This window comes from Bacillus sp. GW823-FHT06B01 (assembly GCF_058952315.1).
In genome coordinates, this window is sequence record NZ_JBXAHR010000003.1 from 852,479 (window position 1) to 870,086 (window position 17,608).

General features: G+C 36.2%; 20 protein-coding genes and 1 pseudogene. 17 read left to right on the forward strand and 4 right to left on the reverse strand.

Annotated elements, in window-relative coordinates; all coding sequences use genetic code 11:
• Positions 1-18: 18 nt before the first annotated feature.
• The 17 genes from AC1Q8N_RS17655 (at position 19) to AC1Q8N_RS17735 (ending at position 13,659) form a co-directional block, all read left to right on the forward strand.
• The gene (locus AC1Q8N_RS17655) at positions 19-804 is read left to right on the forward strand and encodes a lytic transglycosylase domain-containing protein (protein WP_098078437.1); all 786 of its coding nucleotides are present in this window, start codon (positions 19-21) and stop codon (positions 802-804) included.
• Between the two features lie 62 nt (positions 805-866).
• Positions 867-1,091 (forward strand): flagellar motor switch protein FliN, encoded by a 225-nt coding sequence (locus AC1Q8N_RS17660; RefSeq protein WP_000775712.1) that lies wholly within the window; start codon positions 867-869, stop codon positions 1,089-1,091.
• A 14-nt stretch (positions 1,092-1,105) separates the two neighbouring features.
• Positions 1,106-2,092: a flagellar motor switch protein FliM gene (fliM, locus tag AC1Q8N_RS17665; protein WP_048543385.1), complete on the forward strand. Its 987-nt coding sequence runs from the start codon at positions 1,106-1,108 to the stop codon at positions 2,090-2,092.
• Positions 2,093-2,102: 10 nt separating this feature from the next.
• Positions 2,103-2,462, forward strand: coding sequence for a flagellar motor switch protein FliN (gene fliN / locus AC1Q8N_RS17670; RefSeq protein WP_048543384.1), 360 nt, complete (start codon positions 2,103-2,105; stop codon positions 2,460-2,462).
• A 12-nt stretch (positions 2,463-2,474) separates the two neighbouring features.
• Positions 2,475-2,795: a hypothetical protein gene (locus AC1Q8N_RS17675; protein WP_000121176.1), complete on the forward strand. Its 321-nt coding sequence runs from the start codon at positions 2,475-2,477 to the stop codon at positions 2,793-2,795.
• Positions 2,792-3,550, forward strand: coding sequence for a flagellar type III secretion system pore protein FliP (locus tag AC1Q8N_RS17680; protein WP_001220587.1), 759 nt, complete (start codon positions 2,792-2,794; stop codon positions 3,548-3,550). Before AC1Q8N_RS17675 ends, AC1Q8N_RS17680 begins: the two co-directional genes overlap by 4 nt.
• A gap of 33 nt (positions 3,551-3,583) precedes the next feature.
• Entirely contained in the window at positions 3,584-3,859 is a 276-nt protein-coding gene (locus AC1Q8N_RS17685) for a flagellar biosynthetic protein FliQ (RefSeq protein ID WP_001098085.1), read from the forward strand.
• A gap of 15 nt (positions 3,860-3,874) precedes the next feature.
• A complete protein-coding gene (locus AC1Q8N_RS17690; RefSeq protein ID WP_001055716.1) occupies positions 3,875-4,636 on the forward strand; it encodes a flagellar biosynthetic protein FliR in 762 nt (253 codons plus the stop codon).
• 10 nt (positions 4,637-4,646) lie between these two features.
• Positions 4,647-5,693, forward strand: a complete 1,047-nt coding sequence (flhB, locus tag AC1Q8N_RS17695) for a flagellar type III secretion system protein FlhB (protein WP_048543383.1) — start codon at positions 4,647-4,649, stop codon at positions 5,691-5,693.
• A gap of 24 nt (positions 5,694-5,717) precedes the next feature.
• The gene (gene flhA / locus AC1Q8N_RS17700; protein ID WP_062822490.1) at positions 5,718-7,784 is read left to right on the forward strand and encodes a flagellar biosynthesis protein FlhA; all 2,067 of its coding nucleotides are present in this window, start codon (positions 5,718-5,720) and stop codon (positions 7,782-7,784) included.
• A 14-nt stretch (positions 7,785-7,798) separates the two neighbouring features.
• The gene (gene flhF, locus AC1Q8N_RS17705) at positions 7,799-9,109 is read left to right on the forward strand and encodes a flagellar biosynthesis GTPase FlhF (RefSeq protein ID WP_098078434.1); all 1,311 of its coding nucleotides are present in this window, start codon (positions 7,799-7,801) and stop codon (positions 9,107-9,109) included.
• A 42-nt stretch (positions 9,110-9,151) separates the two neighbouring features.
• Positions 9,152-9,925 carry a flagellar basal-body rod protein FlgG gene (locus AC1Q8N_RS17710; protein WP_098191544.1) on the forward strand — a complete coding sequence of 258 codons (774 nt, stop codon included), beginning with the start codon at positions 9,152-9,154 and terminating at the stop codon, positions 9,923-9,925.
• Between the two features lie 167 nt (positions 9,926-10,092).
• A complete protein-coding gene (locus tag AC1Q8N_RS17715) occupies positions 10,093-11,391 on the forward strand; it encodes an NtaA/DmoA family FMN-dependent monooxygenase (protein WP_098191545.1) in 1,299 nt (432 codons plus the stop codon).
• Positions 11,392-11,568: 177 nt separating this feature from the next.
• Complete coding sequence (locus AC1Q8N_RS17720; RefSeq protein ID WP_098191546.1) at positions 11,569-12,405, forward strand: TrmB family transcriptional regulator; 837 nt, start codon at positions 11,569-11,571, stop codon at positions 12,403-12,405.
• Positions 12,398-13,123: an AzlC family ABC transporter permease gene (locus AC1Q8N_RS17725; RefSeq protein WP_075310279.1), complete on the forward strand. Its 726-nt coding sequence runs from the start codon at positions 12,398-12,400 to the stop codon at positions 13,121-13,123. The genes AC1Q8N_RS17720 and AC1Q8N_RS17725 overlap by 8 nt, the downstream gene beginning before the upstream one ends.
• Entirely contained in the window at positions 13,114-13,425 is a 312-nt protein-coding gene (locus AC1Q8N_RS17730) for an AzlD domain-containing protein (RefSeq protein ID WP_048543377.1), read from the forward strand. The genes AC1Q8N_RS17725 and AC1Q8N_RS17730 overlap by 10 nt, the downstream gene beginning before the upstream one ends.
• Positions 13,426-13,488: 63 nt before the next feature.
• The gene (locus tag AC1Q8N_RS17735) at positions 13,489-13,659 is read left to right on the forward strand and encodes a DUF3951 domain-containing protein (protein ID WP_000602248.1); all 171 of its coding nucleotides are present in this window, start codon (positions 13,489-13,491) and stop codon (positions 13,657-13,659) included.
• A 25-nt stretch (positions 13,660-13,684) separates the two neighbouring features.
• On the opposite strand, the pseudogene AC1Q8N_RS17740 reads toward AC1Q8N_RS17735, so the two are convergent.
• The 4 genes and pseudogenes from AC1Q8N_RS17740 to AC1Q8N_RS17755 form a co-directional block, all read right to left on the reverse strand.
• Positions 13,685-14,030: pseudogene (locus AC1Q8N_RS17740) on the reverse strand (hypothetical protein).
• Between the two features lie 171 nt (positions 14,031-14,201).
• The gene (locus tag AC1Q8N_RS17745) at positions 14,202-14,786 is read right to left on the reverse strand and encodes a dienelactone hydrolase family protein (RefSeq protein WP_048543375.1); all 585 of its coding nucleotides are present in this window, start codon (positions 14,784-14,786) and stop codon (positions 14,202-14,204) included.
• Between the two features lie 2 nt (positions 14,787-14,788).
• The gene (locus AC1Q8N_RS17750; RefSeq protein ID WP_048543374.1) at positions 14,789-15,124 is read right to left on the reverse strand and encodes an antibiotic biosynthesis monooxygenase family protein; all 336 of its coding nucleotides are present in this window, start codon (positions 15,122-15,124) and stop codon (positions 14,789-14,791) included.
• A gap of 84 nt (positions 15,125-15,208) precedes the next feature.
• A complete protein-coding gene (locus AC1Q8N_RS17755; RefSeq protein WP_098191547.1) occupies positions 15,209-17,434 on the reverse strand; it encodes a glycosyltransferase in 2,226 nt (741 codons plus the stop codon).
• Positions 17,435-17,608: the final 174 nt, after the last annotated feature.

The window sequence follows — 17,608 nt, forward strand, 5'->3', positions numbered from 1 at the left end:
TACCGAAAAGGTGATATTATGGTAGTTGGAAATATAGTAAAAGAAGTGCTTGCATATAAAAAAGGACAGTTTCAGCAAAAGTTAAGTAGTCCGCAGGCTTTCGTTAGTAGTCGTTTTCAAGAAAAGTTGCAGAGTGAGCCTACGAAGGAGACGAAAGCTACTACGCAGCCGGCAAAAGTAGAAGATATGAGTCAGCCGGTACAATCTACGAAAATAGAAGCAGTTGTGAATAAACAAGCAGAGTCTATTCATAAAGTAGAGGAAGTAAGTAAGCCAGAAGAAAAGCCTGAAACGAAGAAAGTCGATGACGTGCAAGTCGCGCAAAAAGAGTTTGAACGACGTTTCCCGGAAACGAAAAATGAGGCTGTTGATACGTGGGGATTAACGAAGAAGTATAATATTCAAAAAATACGTTCTTCAAATGAAGGGAAGTATGAGGATATTATTGATAAAGTAAGTCGTACATACGGAATTCCGAAAACGTTAATTCAAAAAATGATTGAAGTAGAGTCTAATTTTAATCCGAAAACGGTGTCGCACGCAGGAGCGATGGGGCTTATGCAGCTGATGCCGGCGAATGTGAAAGAGATGGGTATAAAAAATCCATTTTCACCAGCTGAAAGTATTGAAGGCGGCGTGAAAGAGTTAAGCGGTTATTTAAAGAAAAATAATGGCGACTTAGTATTAGCGCTTGCATCTTATAATGCTGGTCCTGGTAATGTGAGAAAGTACGGAGGCGTACCTCCATTTAAAGAAACGCAAGGATATATTAAAAAAATATTAAATATCGACGTTTCAAAATAAGAGATTTCATTATATAGAGAGAACATGAAATTTTCGTGAACATGATATGGGAGTTGGCTAGTTTGAAATTACAAGATGATATTCCGTTAACAATTTATTTTGAAATCGGAAATACGAAAAAGAAAATTGAAGATCTGCTTCATATTACGAAAGGTACATTGTATCGTCTTGAAAATTCAACGAAAAATACGGTGCGTCTTATGCTTGAGAATGAAGAGATTGGAACCGGAAAGATTTTGACGAAGAATGGAAAGATGTACGTTGAAATCGTTGAATTGAAAAGGTAGGGAAGGGGATTTTCATGAGTGGCGATAAATTAAGCCAAGAGCAAATTGATGCCCTGCTGAAGGCGGTAAATGAAGGCGAGGAAATGCCAGCTTTCGCACAAGAAGCAGGGAAGCAAGATAAATTTCAAGAGTATGATTTTAATAGACCGGAGAAGTTCGGTGTTGAGCATTTACGTAGTTTGCAAGCGATTGCTTCTACGTTTGGTAAACAGACGTCACAGACGTTGTCAGCGCGTATGCGTATTCCAATTGACTTAGAGCCTTCGACAGTGGAGCAAGTTCCATTTACGAGTGAGTATGTGGAGAAAATGCCGAAAGATTACTATTTATATTGCGTCATTGACCTCGGACTTCCAGAGCTTGGAGAAATTGTTGTTGAGATTGATTTAGCATTTGTTATTTACATTCATGAGTGCTGGCTCGGCGGAGATAGTAAGCGTAACTTTACGATGCGTAGACCACTGACGGCGTTCGAGTTTTTAACGCTTGATAATATTTTTGCGCTTCTATGCAAAAATTTAGAGCAATCATTTGAAAGTGTTGTAGAGATTAAACCGAAATTTGTAACGACAGAGACAGATCCGAATGCACTTAAAATTACGACAGCGAGTGATATCATTTCATTACTGAACGTAAATATGAAAACTGATTTTTGGAATACGACAGTTCGTATCGGTATTCCGTTCTTATCTGTTGAAGAAATTATGGATAAGTTAACGTCTGAAAATATTGTCGAACATTCTTCGGATAAGCGTAAAAAGTATACGTCTGAAGTAGAAGTGAAAGTAAATCAAGTGTTTAAACCTGTTCACGTTGCGATTGGTAAACAGAAGATGACAATGGGTGAGATTGAGCAAATTGAAGAGGGAGATATTATTCCGCTTCATACGAAAGTTTCGGATGAATTGCTTGGTTATGTAGATGGAAAGCATAAATTTAATTGTTTTATTGGAAAAGATGGAACGCGTAAGGCGCTCTTATTTAAAAGTTTTGTAGAGTAGGAGGATCCATATGAAGCATGAAGTATCTCCTGTGTCATTAATGGGATTAGAAGAATTTGCAGGAAAGCGAAATGAAGCGGGTAAAGCACATATTGATACTGTTTCGGATATTTCGATTGAACTTGGTGTAAAGCTTGGGAAGTCATCTATTACGCTCGGTGATGTGAAAGAGTTAAAAGTGGGCGATGTTCTGGAAGTAGAGAAAAACTTAGGACATAAAGTAGATGTGTATTTAAGTAATATGAAAGTTGGCATTGGGGAAGCGATCGTAATGGACGAGAAGTTCGGTATTATCATTTCTGAAATTGAAGCTGACAAGAAGCAAGCTGCGCTTATGAAAGCGCAAAGTCAGATGCAAGATAAAGAGTAGAGGAGGAGTCATATGTCGTATATGACGACCTTATTTCAAGTCGTTTTACTGTTTGGTGCGCTCGGCTACGGTGCATACTATATGACGAAAAAGACGCGCAAGCAGCAGTTTTTTAAACAAGGTGAAAATGGCCATATTCAAGTGAAGGACGGCGTTTATTTAAATCATCAAACGAGCGCCTTTTTATTTGAAGTTGATGGCAAGCAAGTGTTCACTGTTATTAGTAATAACGGTGTACAATCTGTGCAATTAACAGGAACAGGAAATCAGTTTCAACAAGCGCTAGAAGACGCGGTGAAGAGTGAAACGAAAAAAGTAGAGGATCCATCATGAGAATAAAGAAACAGTTATCATTATTAGCCGTTATTTTCGTATTTTCTATCGTTTTTTCAATTGTTTTTGTAAATCCAGCGTATGCGGCCCCGAACGGTTTTATTAATTTCGAAAATGGAAAAGAGTTTACGAGTAATTCAAGTGTACAACTATTTGCGCTCGTTACCCTTTTATCATTATCTTCTTCTATCGTTCTATTATTTACACATTTTACTTATTTTATGATCGTTCTTGGGATTACACGTCAAGGACTTGGGGTAATGAATTTACCACCGAACCAAGTACTTGTTGGACTTGCATTGTTTTTATCACTCTTTACGATGCAGCCTGTACTTGGGCAGCTAAAGAGCGATGTGTGGGATCCGATGACGAAAGAGAAGATAACGGTAAGTCAAGCTGCGGAGACGACAGCTCCGATTATGAAAGAGTATATGTCAAAGCATACGTATAAGCATGATTTAAAAATGATGCTGAAAGTGCGCGGAGAAGAGTTGCCGAAAGATTTGAAAGATCTTTCCTTATTTACGCTCGTACCATCCTTTACGTTAACGCAAATTCAAAAAGGATTATTAACGGGGATGTTCATTTATTTAGCGTTTGTATTTATAGATTTGATTATTAGTACACTTTTAATGTACCTCGGGATGATGATGGTACCGCCGATGATTTTAAGTTTACCATTTAAAATACTCGTTTTCGTATATTTAGGTGGATATACAAAAATCGTCGACATTATGTTTAAAACAGTCGCCTGAAGCGTTTGATGCTATGTGATAGGAGTCATATAAATGAATACGTCACCAATTATAGATATTTTTCAAACCTTTTTTTACAAAGGGGTTATGATTTTAATGCCGGTTGCCGGCGTAAGTATGATTGTCGTTATTATCATCGCTGTCATTATGGCGATGATGCAAATTCAAGAGCAAACGCTGACGTTTTTACCGAAAATGGCAAGTATTGTACTCGTTATTATCATTTTAGGTCCGTGGATGTTTCAAGAGTTAACGACGCTTATTTTAGATTTATTTGATAAAATCCCATCGCTATTGCGTTCGTACTAAGATAGGTGAACTGAAATGAATATGGAATTATGGGCGGCGACGTTTTTTGCGTTTTGCCGCATTACTTCATTTTTATATTTTTTACCGTTTTTCTCAGGTCGATCCATTCCAGCGATGGCAAAGGTTACAGTTGGACTTGCTCTTTCGATTACAGTGGCCGATCAAGTTGATGTCTCTCACATAAAGACAACTTGGGACGTTGCAGCTTATGCAGGTACGCAAATTGTAATTGGATTATCGCTTTCAAAAATTGTAGAAATGCTGTGGAACATTCCAAAAATGGCAGGGCATATTTTAGACTTTGATATCGGTTTATCACAGGCAAGTTTGTTTGATGTAAATGCAGGCTCACAGTCTACTTTACTATCAACCATTTTTGATATATTTTTTCTCATTATTTTTATTTCACTTGGCGGCATTAATTATTTCGTTGCCACGATTTTAAAGTCGTTTCAATATACAGAGGCGATTTCAAAATTGCTGACGACTAGTTTCCTAGATAGTCTACTCGCAACGTTATTATTTGCGATTACATCAGCGGTTGAAATTGCTCTTCCGCTTATGGGAAGTTTGTTCATCATTAACTTTGTTTTAATTTTAATCGCAAAAAACGCTCCGCAATTAAACGTTTTTATGAATGCGTACGTCATTAAAATCACATGTGGTATTTTGTTTATTGCGATGAGTGTACCGATGCTCGGTTATGTGTTTAAAAATATGACGGATGTATTGCTTGAGGAATATACGAAACTATTTAATTTTTTCTTAACGAAGTAGGGGGACGCGCATGGCAAAGGATAATAAAACAGAAAAGGCCACCCCGCAGAAGCGTAAGAAATCGCGTGAAGAAGGGAATATTGCCCGGAGTAAAGATTTAAATAATTTGTTTTCCATACTTGTATTAGCAGTTGTCGTTTACTTTTTCGGAGATTGGTTAGGGTTTGAGATTGCAAACTCTGTAGCAGTGTTGTTTGATCAAATTGGAAAAAATACAGATTCGACCGAGTATTTTTATTTAATGGGTATTTTATTACTAAAAGTATCAGCCCCGATATTAATACTCGTATACGCTTTTCATTTATTTAATTATATGATTCAAGTCGGTTTCTTATTTTCTTCTAAAGTCATTAAGCCGAAAGCGTCACGTATTAACCCAAAAAACTATTTTACGAGATTGTTTAGTCGTAAAAGTTTAGTAGATATATTGAAATCACTATTTTATATGGGATTAATCGGTTACGTCGCTTACGTTCTCTTTAAAAAGAATTTAGAGAAAATCGTTAGTATGATTGGATTTAACTGGACTGCGTCACTTACTGAAATTATTAGGCAAATTAAATTTATCTTTTTAGCTATTTTAATTATATTAATCGTTCTTTCTATTATTGATTTTATTTATCAAAAATGGGAGTACGAACAAGATATTAAGATGAAAAAAGAAGAAGTAAAACGAGAGCATAAAGATAATGAAGGGGACCCGCAAGTAAAGGGAAAGCGAAAAAACTTTATGCATGCCATCTTGCAAGGGACAATTGCGAAGAAGATGGATGGTGCAACGTTTATTGTAAACAATCCGACTCATATTTCAGTCGTACTTCGGTACAATAAACAGGTTGATTCGGCGCCAATTGTCGTTGCAAAAGGGGAAGATGAGCTCGCATTATATATACGAACGCTCGCCCGCGAACAAGAAATACCAATGGTGGAAAACCGTCCACTTGCTCGTTCTTTATATTATCAAGTCGAGGAAGATGAGACGATTCCAGAAGATTTATACGTAGCTGTAATTGAAGTTATGCGCTATTTAATTCAAACGAATGAACTTGAAGTATAATAGCGCGGTTGGAGGAGATCTCTTGTGTTTAAGATAGATTCTGCAAGAACCTATTTTTCTATCTTTTTAGCAGCGTCATTCGTAGTGGCGCTCTTAATTCCACTTCCACCATTTATACTTGATATCGTTATCGTTTTTTTACTAAGTATGTCAGTGCTTATTTATATGCGAGCAACAAGTATTAACGAGTGGGATGAATTAAAGTCATTTCCGACGATGCTGTTATTAATCGGGATTTTCCGCGTATCGATTAACGTATCGACGACGCGAGCGATTTTGACAGACGGAAATGCGGGGCATGTTATTGAAGAGTTCGGTCAGTTTGTAATTGGCGGGAACTTATTAATTGGTATCGTTATTTTTATAGTATTAATTATATTCCAGTTTATCGTTGCAAACGGTGCATCTCGTACAGCTGAAGTTGCAGCTCGTTTTACACTTGATTCTTTACCCGGGAAACAAATGTCGATCGATGCTGATTTAAATCAGCGTATTATTACTGAAAAAGATGCACAGGCAAAACGAAAAAAATTAAATATGGAAACAGAGTTTTACGGAGCGATGGATGGTGCCGGAAAGTTCATTAAAGGGGACGTTATTTTCGGGATTGTCATTTTATTCGTAAACATTATTTTCGGTTTAATTGTCGGCATGATGCAGCAGGGGATGAGTTTTGCTGATGCAGCTATTCACTATACACAGCTAACTGTCGGTGACGGAATCGTAAACCAAATCGGTTCGTTAATGCTTGCGATTTCAACAGGTATTATCGTAACACGTGTATTTGATGGTTCAGCGGATACAGTAACAGAAGGTATCTTTAAAGAGTTATTAGCACATGAAGTTGTTGTATATGCGCTTGGTGGTTTATTTATTGCGATGGGTATTTTCACTCCGCTACCATTTCTACCGTTTGCTCTTGTTGGTGGAACAATTATTTTATTAGGAATTCGTAATAAAAACCGAATAAAGAAAGAAAAAGAAGATGAGCTTCAAAAAGAATTAGAAATGATTCAAGGCGAAGATGAGCAACTGCAACAAGTGGAAGATTCATTCGGAGTATTTACAGATAAATATCCAATTATAGTAGAACTCGGTTTAGATTTAGCAGCACTTGTAAAGCAGAAAATTAACGGGGAAACAGCTCGTGATAAAGTTGTTCTTATGAGGAAGTCGATTATTACCGACCTTGGTATTAACGTTCCTGGCATTAACTTTAAAGATAATACGAGTTTTAGACCACGCGGACGTTACATTATTCGTATTAAAGGTGCGAAGGCAGCTGAAGGTGTTTTAAAATCAGGTTATTTATTAGCATTGAAAACACCGAATGTAATGGCCGATTTAGATGCAGAACCAGCGAAAGATCCAATTTTCGGTGAAGATGGATATTGGATTTTAGAGCATATGGTACAAGATGCACAAATGAAAGGCTATCAAGTATTAGAGCCACTTAGCATATTAATTACACATTTAGATGTTATCGTTAGACGTAATCTTCATGAGTTAATTCAGCGTCAACATGTAAAAGACTTAATTAACTCGCTTGAAAATGATAACGGTGTTTTATTAGAAGAGATTAAGAAGAAAGAAATCGACTTATCACTCGTTCAAAATGTTATTAAACAATTGCTAAAAGAGGGTATTTCTATTCGTGATTTACCAACTATTATCGAAGGTATTATTGACGGAAAAGAAATTTATCAAAATCATGTAGACGGTGTAACGTCATTCGTCCGTGAATGTATTTCAAAAGTGATTTGTGAAAATGCAAAAAATCCTGACGGTAAAATTTATGCGGCGCTCTTCTCAGATTCAATCGAGTTAGATGCGGATGTTGTAAATAATTCATACCAAGGTTACTTATTAAACTGGGATTTAGATTTAGAAACACGTGTTGTTGAACAAGTACAGCGTGTCTTTAAACAAGCTCGTTTAATGGGAAGAGAACCAGTATTATTAACGCGTAGAAAAGATTTCAGATTTGCGATTGTAAGACTTCTTGAGCGTTATCAAGTAGAAGCGCAAGTACTTTGTATTAGCGAATTAGCACCGGAAATTGTTGTAGATCAAATTGCCTATATTGAATAGTAGGGGGTGAAGTAATGGAAAGTACAGAAAAGAAAGAAGCGTTAATGCGAATAAAAGCAGCTTCGAAAAATGAATTGTATCGAAAGTTATTTGACCAATATGGTACAGATTATTATTACGTTGTCGATGAAAGTGTAAAACGAAATATCCCGTTTTTTTGGAAAAAGAATTATGAAATGTTAGTTGCTTTTCCAGAGGATAAACAGGAAGAAGTGAGTGAAGGCACAGCTCAATTTCATGAACAACTAATGGATGTTGTAAATGATTCTTCAGAACAAATTGTAAAGGCGAACGGAATTCAATCGGTACTGCACAATTTAGAAAACGTGACGACTTCTATGTCATATGCGGCGATGCAAACAGGAAATAGTGAAGAATGGACAAGAAAGAAAGAGAAACTATTAAAGCTGTTTGAAAAAGGTATCGTCGTTGTGAAACAGACGGAAGAAACGAAAGTAACGAAAAAGCAAAAAGCTGTGAAAAAAGTTGTTCCGGTCAAGAAAGAAGAAGTGGTTGTAAAGAAAGAAAAGCAAGAATCTGTACCGTTTATTATTCAAAAGGTAATTCGCATGCTAGAGCAAAACGATGTAGAACAATATTTCATTCATGCATATGCTGAAAAGTTAAAAGTGAAGTTTGAGAATGCGACGATGATTACAGAAGAAGAAGTGATCGGCTATATATTGGAAGATATGAGATCCCATTTCAATACGGAAAACGTTTTTGAAAAAGAAGTGCAAACAATTGCATTAATCGGTCCAACTGGAGTTGGAAAAACGACGACACTTGCGAAAATGGCATGGCAGTTTCACGGTAAGAAAAAAACGGTCGGTTTTATTACGACAGACCATTCACGCATCGGGACAGTACAGCAACTGCAAGATTACGTAAAGACAATTGGATTTGAAGTAATCGCTGTACGTGATGAGGCTGCAATGACAAGAGCACTTACGTATTTTAAAGAAGAAGCGCGCGTCGATTATATTTTAATTGATACCGCCGGAAAAAATTATCGTGCGTCAGAAACAGTAGAAGAAATGATTGAAACGATGGGACAAGTAGAGCCAGATTATATTTGTTTAACGTTATCAGCTTCGATGAAAAGTAAAGACATGATTGAAATCATTACGAATTTTAAAGATATTCATATTGATGGTATCGTATTTACGAAATTTGATGAAACAGCAAGTAGTGGTGAATTATTGAAAATTCCAGCAGTATCATCGGCTCCAATTGTATTAATGACAGACGGACAAGACGTGAAGCAACATATACATATCGCTACAGCTGAACATTTAGCGAAACAAATGTTGCAAACATCATAGAAAAGAGGTGAAGGATAAGGCAACCGCCTTATTCAAACGAATATGAACGGTCTTTATATAGGTTCTATGGGTATGATGAATTATATGCAGCGCATTAATGTTCATTCGAATAACGTTGCAAATGCTCAAACGACAGGATTTAAAGCAGAAAATATGACTTCTAAAGTATTTGATGTACAAGACACATATCGCCGCGGAGATGGAGCTGTGACAAATATTGGTTCGACTGATTACGCTGTAGTACCAGCCGCAACGCATGTGAACTTAGTACAAGGAAATATACAAATGACAAATAGTGCTACGGATTTCTTTTTAGATGACGGTGCGGCCGGCATATCATCATTTTTCGTGACATCTAAAAATGATGAAACGTTTTTAACGAGAGATGGTAGTTTTACAGTAAATAGTGATCGTTATCTGCAAACATCATCTGGTGCTTATGTTATGGGAGAGAATAATGAACGTATTCGTATTCCAGAAGGAGCAAAGGTCGCTGTACAAGCAGATGGTACATTATATGATGAAGTGACACAAAATAATATTGCCCGCTTGCAAACGAAGACAGTAGACACAGAAACGAATGCCCGTCTCGTACAAAGAGAGAACAAAAGCTTTGCACTAGCAGAAGGGAACATTGCTGATTTACCGAATGGAACAGGATTAGTAAAAAACCATATGCTAGAAAATTCAAATGTAGATATGACGAAAGAGATGGCTGATCTTATGACAGATCAAAAAATGATTTCAGCGTCACAACGCATTATGACTTCATTTGATAAAATTTATGAAAAAGAAGCAAATGAAATATTAAGATAGGAGACTTCCGTTAGTGGAAGTCTTTTTTTATTATTGCTTTTATTACAATTACGTCATAAAATGATAATGATTATCAATATCATTTTATCTATTTTCATAAGAATGGAATTTCATAATGACAGTAACATTGCTTAACTAGGTAAATTAAAAACAAGGGGATGGTGTGTATGTCTACAAAAAAACAACTTTGTATTGGATTATGTTTAATTTCTAGAAAGAAAGAAGAAGATAGTATATTTGATTCAGGAATTGATGAACAAGTAGAGTTAGCGAAACGAGCAGAAAAATTGAAGTTAGATTTTGTTTTTAAAGCAGATTATTTAGTGGCGCATCCAGATTTAATTGCTCGTAATAAGGGAAATGTCATTTTAGATCCGACGTTACTGTTTACGGCTATTGCTTATGCAACAGAAAAAATTGGAGTCGTTACGACTGCGTCAACTTCGTTTTATCCACCATATATATTAGCGAGGCAATTACAATCTTTACACTGGATTAGTAACGGCCGAGTAGGGTGGAATATTGTCACATCCATTGACGGTGCAGAAAATTTTGGTGAGACAGAGATGCCATCATCTGAGGAACGATACGCGAAAGCGGCAGAATGTACAGCGTTAGTAAGAAAACTTTGGGGGAGTCATCCTAATGAAGTATTGAAAGTAGATAACTCTGATGTGATTAGAAAGATGGTAAAGCCTATTGAGCATAATGGTGAATACTTTAAGGTGAAAGGTCCACTTAATATTCCGCAGCACATTTCAGGGGAAATGCCATTATTTCAAGCTGGTGCTTCAGAGTCAGGACGGAATTTTGCTGCTTCTGTTGCGGATGCAATTTTTGCTGCAACGCCAGATGTAGAGTCAGGAATGGAACTGCGTCAAGATTTAAGAAGAAGAGCAAAGCAGCATGGCCGAAAGCAAGATGATATACGTGTATTACCTGGATTATATTTCTTTATAGGTGATACATATGAAGAAGCGTTAGACATGCATAGGCAAGCACATCAACATCTCACAAAAGAGAAGAGATATGCGTTACTCGAAATGGTTCTCGGATTAGACGTTAGAGGGATTCCGCTAGAAAGTAAGGTTACGGAAGAGATGCTGCCAAGCCGTGATCAAACTGTTCGCAGTAAAACTCATGCCGAATTATTACGGAACTTCATTATTAAAAATGAACCAACTGTTGAACAAATACTAGAACGCCCAGAAGTTGTTGGATCGGCTCATTGGGTTGCGGTTGGTACACCGCATGACGTTGCGAAACAAATTATGGATAGGTTTGAGGCTGGAGCGTTAGATGGATTTATCGCCATTCCAGGAGGACCTCCAAAGTCACTAAATCTATTCTTTAGTGAAGTTATTCCTCTATTCGTGAAAGCTGGTGTATTTAGGGAAGAGTATACAGGTTCTACTTTACGGGAGCATTTGGAGGAGAATCTATCAAATATGTTGCAACTAAAATAAGTGAAATAGTATGTAGAAAAAGCCTTCTTATGAAAGGCTTTTTATTTTTGGATTAAATTTCAGAATTATCAATTGACTTTACGGGTCTATTTTTTTATATTAGTAGGTATACTAATAACTACTAATATACATGCATCGTTTTGAGATGAGAGTTATATAGAATGTGAGGGATTGCCGATGGATGAAATAATAAAGGAATTACAAAAGTTAGGTTTTTCCCAGTACGAATGTAAAGCGTATATTGGACTATTAAAACATTCCCCAGTAACTGGGTATGAAGTGAGTAAACAGACAGGAGTACCTCGTTCGATGATTTATGAAGTGCTCGGTAAATTGATGGATAAAGGAGCAGTGCATATCGTTCCTACTGAACCAGTGAAATATGTACCAATACCAGCTACGGAGCTAATGGATCGAATGCGAAAAGATTTTGAAAAGTCCTTTGAATTTTTAGACCGGAAATTAAATTGTTTAGAACAAGAGCGACAAATAGATGTAATTTCGCATATTCGCTCAAATGATCGTGTTGTAAAAGAAATATGCAATATAATTAATAGGGCGAAGGAAGAGCTATGGATTTCTGTTTGGGAAGATCAAGTGCATGAAATTGAGCCATATATTCGTCAAAAGGAAGAGGAAGGTGTACATATATTTTCAATCTTATTTGGCGCTCCTAATAAAAAAATAGGCGCGACGTTTCACCATAATTATATGACACCCCACGTTGTTGAAAAGAGAATGGGTGGTCATTTAACTGTTATTGCTCGTGATGGAGAGGAAGTATTAATTGCGAATTTCTCAAATGATAGTACTTCATGGGCCGTTACAACGTATGACCCAGCTTTAGTTCTCGTTGCTACAGAGTATGTGCGGCACGATATTATGATTGAGGAAATCACAAAGGAATTTGGAGCTGATAAGTTAGATACGTTATGGCGTGAAAATATAGATTTAGTTCATGTCGTAACAGGAAAACGAACGATAGAAGGAATGGAGGATGATACGAATGAGTAAAGCTCAGGCCCATGTAGCTTTGCAGAGCGATGATACATTTCAGCAAGGAGTAAAAGATTGTTTACCAACTGTATTTGGTTATTTAAGTATCGGTATAGCAGCTGGTGTAATTGCAAAAACAGCAGGTTTCTCCATCATTGAAATTGCATTTATGTCCACTTTAATTTATGCAGGTTCTGCCCAATTTATATTAGCCGGTATGTATGCAGCCGGTGCTCCTGCTTCAGCAATCATTTTCACCGTCTTTTTTGTTAATTTACGCCACCTTCTAATGAGTGCTGCCCTTGCACCATACTTTACGAAACTTCCGCTATTAAAAAACGTATTTATCGGTTCTCAAATTACAGATGAAACGTTCGGCGTTGCAGTGCAGCATGCAGCGCAAAAAGGATATGTAGGCGACAGGTGGATGATGGGGTTAAATGTAACAGCATATTTAAATTGGATTCTTGCTACTATTATTGGCGGGCTGTTTGGCGAGTGGATACCAGATCCGCATACGTACGGCATGGATTATGCATTACCAGCAATGTTTATCGGATTATTTGTTCTTCAGCTCATAAGTAGTAAACCGAAACTAGCAATTCATCTTACTGTTGCAATTGTAGCGATTATGATCGCATACGTTTCACACTTATTTATGCCAGATAGTATAGCGGTTATTATCGCAACATTACTAGCTGCGACGATTGGAGTTGTGATTGAAAAATGGAAATGAGATTGGACGTACTATTACTTTTACTAGCAGCAGGAGCAGTCACACTCGTGCCACGTATTTTACCTCTACTCGTATTTAGCAAACTACAAATTCCAGACTGGGGTTTAAAATGGTTAAATTACATACCAATTGCGATATTAGCAGCACTTTTAGCCCAAGTATTATTTATGCATGAGACGATGCAGTGGGATTACCTTGTCGCAGCAATCCCAACATTTCTTGTAGCGATATATACTCGTAGTTTATTAGGTACAGTATTAACGGGAGTGATTGTGATTATTTTGTTACGTTTCTTTTTCTAAAAAGGATTACGCTCATATAATAGCGAAAGGTGTAATAACATGAAAGATATAGGGGGTGGTGTTATGATACTTTTAACGATAGGAGCAATTTTGTTAACGTTGTTTATTTTATTTATTATCGGCTTCGTCACGTTTATGATGTTTGTTGATAAGGCGACACCTCAAATATATTATACACCTTGTGAATCAGTGACAGTGAAAGCTAAAGGTAAACATAGAAGGAAGAAAAGTTGAAAGTTGGCTTTTCTTCCTTTTTCTATTACATCCTCGAAAGAACTAATAACAATAAACCAAATAGAAAACTAATAAAGGAAAGAAAACCAATACATATTGAGAACACACGATTGTTTCTCCATTCGCGCCAGAAAACGATACATCCTAAAATACAAAGGGAAAACCAAATGGGTAAGAATATGAACTCGCTAACTACCTCGGGAAGTAAACCATAAAAAGATGTTAAATATAAGATCCAATTTGTAAACAATAATAGATTGTAAGTAGGGGCGTTTGGAAAACTCCCCCTTTTTTACGTTTACAAAAATAATAGTTAGCGCTGAGAAAAAGGCAATGAATATGAAAATAAGTAAGAGTAATGTAAGCGTCATTTGAGCCTCCTTTATAAGAGTGTTTTTACCCCGCATTAATGGGCAGTAAGATCCCACCTCAAAATTCAGCTTAAGAAAAGAGGTTAGGTGGGGGATCAACTGCCCGTAAAAGCCCGATTGGTGAGGGCTAATAATTAGTGGGGGATAAAGAGTCCCCTACTGATTAAAGTGTCACTTTACAAGAAACGAATCTATTAAATGGTATGCCTGCTTTGTAGAGTTCTCGCTATATTTTTCAGTGTACGGATTTAGAAAACCATGTTCACCGTGTAGTTGTTGTATTTCTAGTAAAGGATTTTTTTGTTGCTGCAATGTTTGAATTAAAGAGGATACTGAAAAACTAACTTCTTTTTCAGGGAAAATAAGTAAGGTAGCACATGTTGGTTTCATATGAATATAGTCACGTATACGGGAACCGTAACATCCAATAATAAAATCTATTTTCGGATTGTTACTACATAGCCATGAGATGGTAGCACCAACACTAAAGCCGATAAGCCCAATATGTGTGTAATTACTAGAAAGATGAGTAATGAATTCTTCAATTTGCTTTTTTCCATCTTCAAATCCAATATGATTCATAAAAAAATGATATGCTTTTTCTTCATCACTATAAGTAAATGCATGTTGTGATTGTAGCAGATTAGGACAGAATACATCTATATGAGATGAAGTAAAGTGATGGATAACGTGATGCATATGGTCGTTCACACCATATATTTCATGAACAGCAATGAGAGCTAATTTTTTCTTCATCGTTATAAAGTACCTCTACGAAACTTAAATTCTTTTTCTACAAGGCAGATACGCAGGTGGAAGTTTTCATACCATTGCTCACGGCCTCTTTTTTTCGCTTTTTTATGTAAGGCGTTCTGTTTCCAATTTTCAATTGCCTCAAGTGATTCCCAATAAGAAATTGTGATTCCGAGTCCCGAATGATCTCGTGCACTTTCTACACCTAGAAATCCAGGTTGCTGCTTTGCAAGTTCCTCCATTTTGTCAGAGGCGGCACTATAATCTGTTGTATCATTCGATAAATTAGAAGTGAATATAACTGCATAATAATGACTTGTTTTTTGCGATGTGTTCTTCATTCAAATTCCCCCTTGAAAATTATTTCATAGTTTGAATTTTAGCACGAAATAAAAAGAAAAGAAGCAAGGGGCTTCTTTTCTTTTTTACGCTGTAAATTTTAATCCAGCATATATTTTACGACCTTTTTTTTGAATCCAACATACTTTGGCTTTTTTCTTTTGAATATTACGCTCATTCATTGTTATCTGTATAATTTGGTCAATCGCGAGTGGGGTGTTCGTTTGTATTTGACACCCACCTGTACTATAGTCGATAATGGTCGCTTCAATCGGCATCCCATTCATATGCAATGTTCCAGGAGACATCAGTTGTTCACGTATATGTTGCCTGCGAAATTGTCTTGGTGATTTCTTTGTGTTTTTTATGAACGATGCAATTGCTAGTGTAAGAAATGCTTTATCGTATACCTTTTCCACCCGGTCATTAACAGGTTTACTAAATAGATGAAGAATGAGTTTACAATATTGCTCATGGGATACATCATGAAACGATACACCAATTTGTACTGAATTTGCTTGTCTTCGGATCCATTTTTTTGTACTATGAATCTTTTCTACCTGTCCAAAAGATAATGTATAGGAAGATAGACTTGATAAAGTTTCAAATGGAATGGATGAATCTACTTCAAAACGTGCACCAGTTTCACTAATATCAAGGACGTGGCAAGAAATCGTCATATCTTCGGTTTGTAAAGTACCTGGTAAATTTACTACGAAACGTTCAGAGTTTCGGAAACGCGGTCTTTCAAATGCTATAAATAAGGAAGTGATAATAGCTATTCCGTTGTAAAGTACCCAGAAAATATTAATATATAAGCTTTCTCTTTCAATATGATATTGTTCAGGGGATAGAAGCATAAGTATTGCCCGAATCAGTGCAATAATTGTTAATATTAGTAGCACGAGATGAGGGACACTTGCAATCCATAAAAAATGCCTCGTGTTATTTTGGACGCCTTTTCTCGTTACATGAAATTGAAACTTTTTCCGTAAGAACGTTTCAGATAAAATAGCAAATCCCATATAAGGTGCCATAGCTACTTCGTATACGTGACTCCACGTAGTCGTTCGTTTTTTATTCGAAACAGCTTTGAAAATAAGCTGTGACGTTAAAAAGGCAGGAGCCCAAAACATAAATAATTGCATAAAATTAATTTCTAAACTATAAATATTGAATACTAAAAATAATAGTGGTGCTAGTAAAAATATCATTTTATAAACGCCGAAAAACCAATAATGAATTCCATCTGCATATAAAAGACGCTGCATAAAAGATAATCCTTTTAAAGTGAAAGGATTCCATTTTTTTACGACTTGAATATTCCCTCGACACCAGCGATCACGTTGTTTTAATAAATCGCTAAACGTTTCTGGGGATAATCCAACAGCGAGTGTTTCATTGACAAATACAGTTTCCCATTTGTTCGCTTGTAGTAGCATACCAGTTGCCATATCTTCGGTAATAACGCCAGTTGCAAATCCTCCAATTTCTTCAAGAGCAGTACGGCGAAATAGAGCGTTACTACCAACATACATCGTAGCGTTAAATCGATCTTTTCCTTCCTCTAATTGACGCATAAAGAAATCTTGTTCATTGGCAATATTATCTTCAAAAAACAAATTATATTGGAATGGATCAGCATTATAAAACACTTGTGGTGCTTGAACAAATACAACATTATTTTTAGAAAAATAACCAATCGTTCGCTCTAAAAAGTTGGCTCTTGGGATCATATCAGCATCCATTGTAACGATAAAATCACCTGTCGAATGGGTCATGGCATGATTTAAGTTTCCTGCTTTTGCATGATTGTTTTCAGTACGAGTAATATAGTGAACAGAAAACTCACTAGCAAGATTTTTAACACTTTCCCGTCGACCATCATCACAAATGTAAATATTGAGCAACTCTTTCGGATAAGTAATCATTGTACAACCAGCGACAGTTCGTTTTAATAAATCGAGTGGCTCATTGTAAGTTGCGATAAAAATGTCAACGGTAGGTAATGTTTCGAAAGTAGATAAAGGGACTTCTTTCCGTTTATACGGCTTCCATGAAATGATGCTGAAAACGATAGATTGTAAATAACCAGCCCACTCTGTAACTAACAATATAATACCCGCGATAATACTTATAAGATTAATAGTTGGTAACGAATAAAAAGCTCGCCAAATAAGATAAATGGCATTACTAACGAGAAATAGAATAATAAGTAATTTTTTTGACCATAAATATTTATGGGCGAGAGCGTAAATAATAATTATTAAGAGAAAAATAATGCCTAAACCTTCGTATATAGAAAGGTTCATCAAAAGCCTCCTTTATTAATAGGGTATGGAAATATAAAACTTTTTATATTTGTTTATAAAGATTTTGTAATTATCATTATATAGAATACCATAAAATAGGTTTAAAGTAAGAAGTTTCTATATTATTTATATGCAAAGTTTAATTATTATTAGACACTATTGTCAATCTTAAAA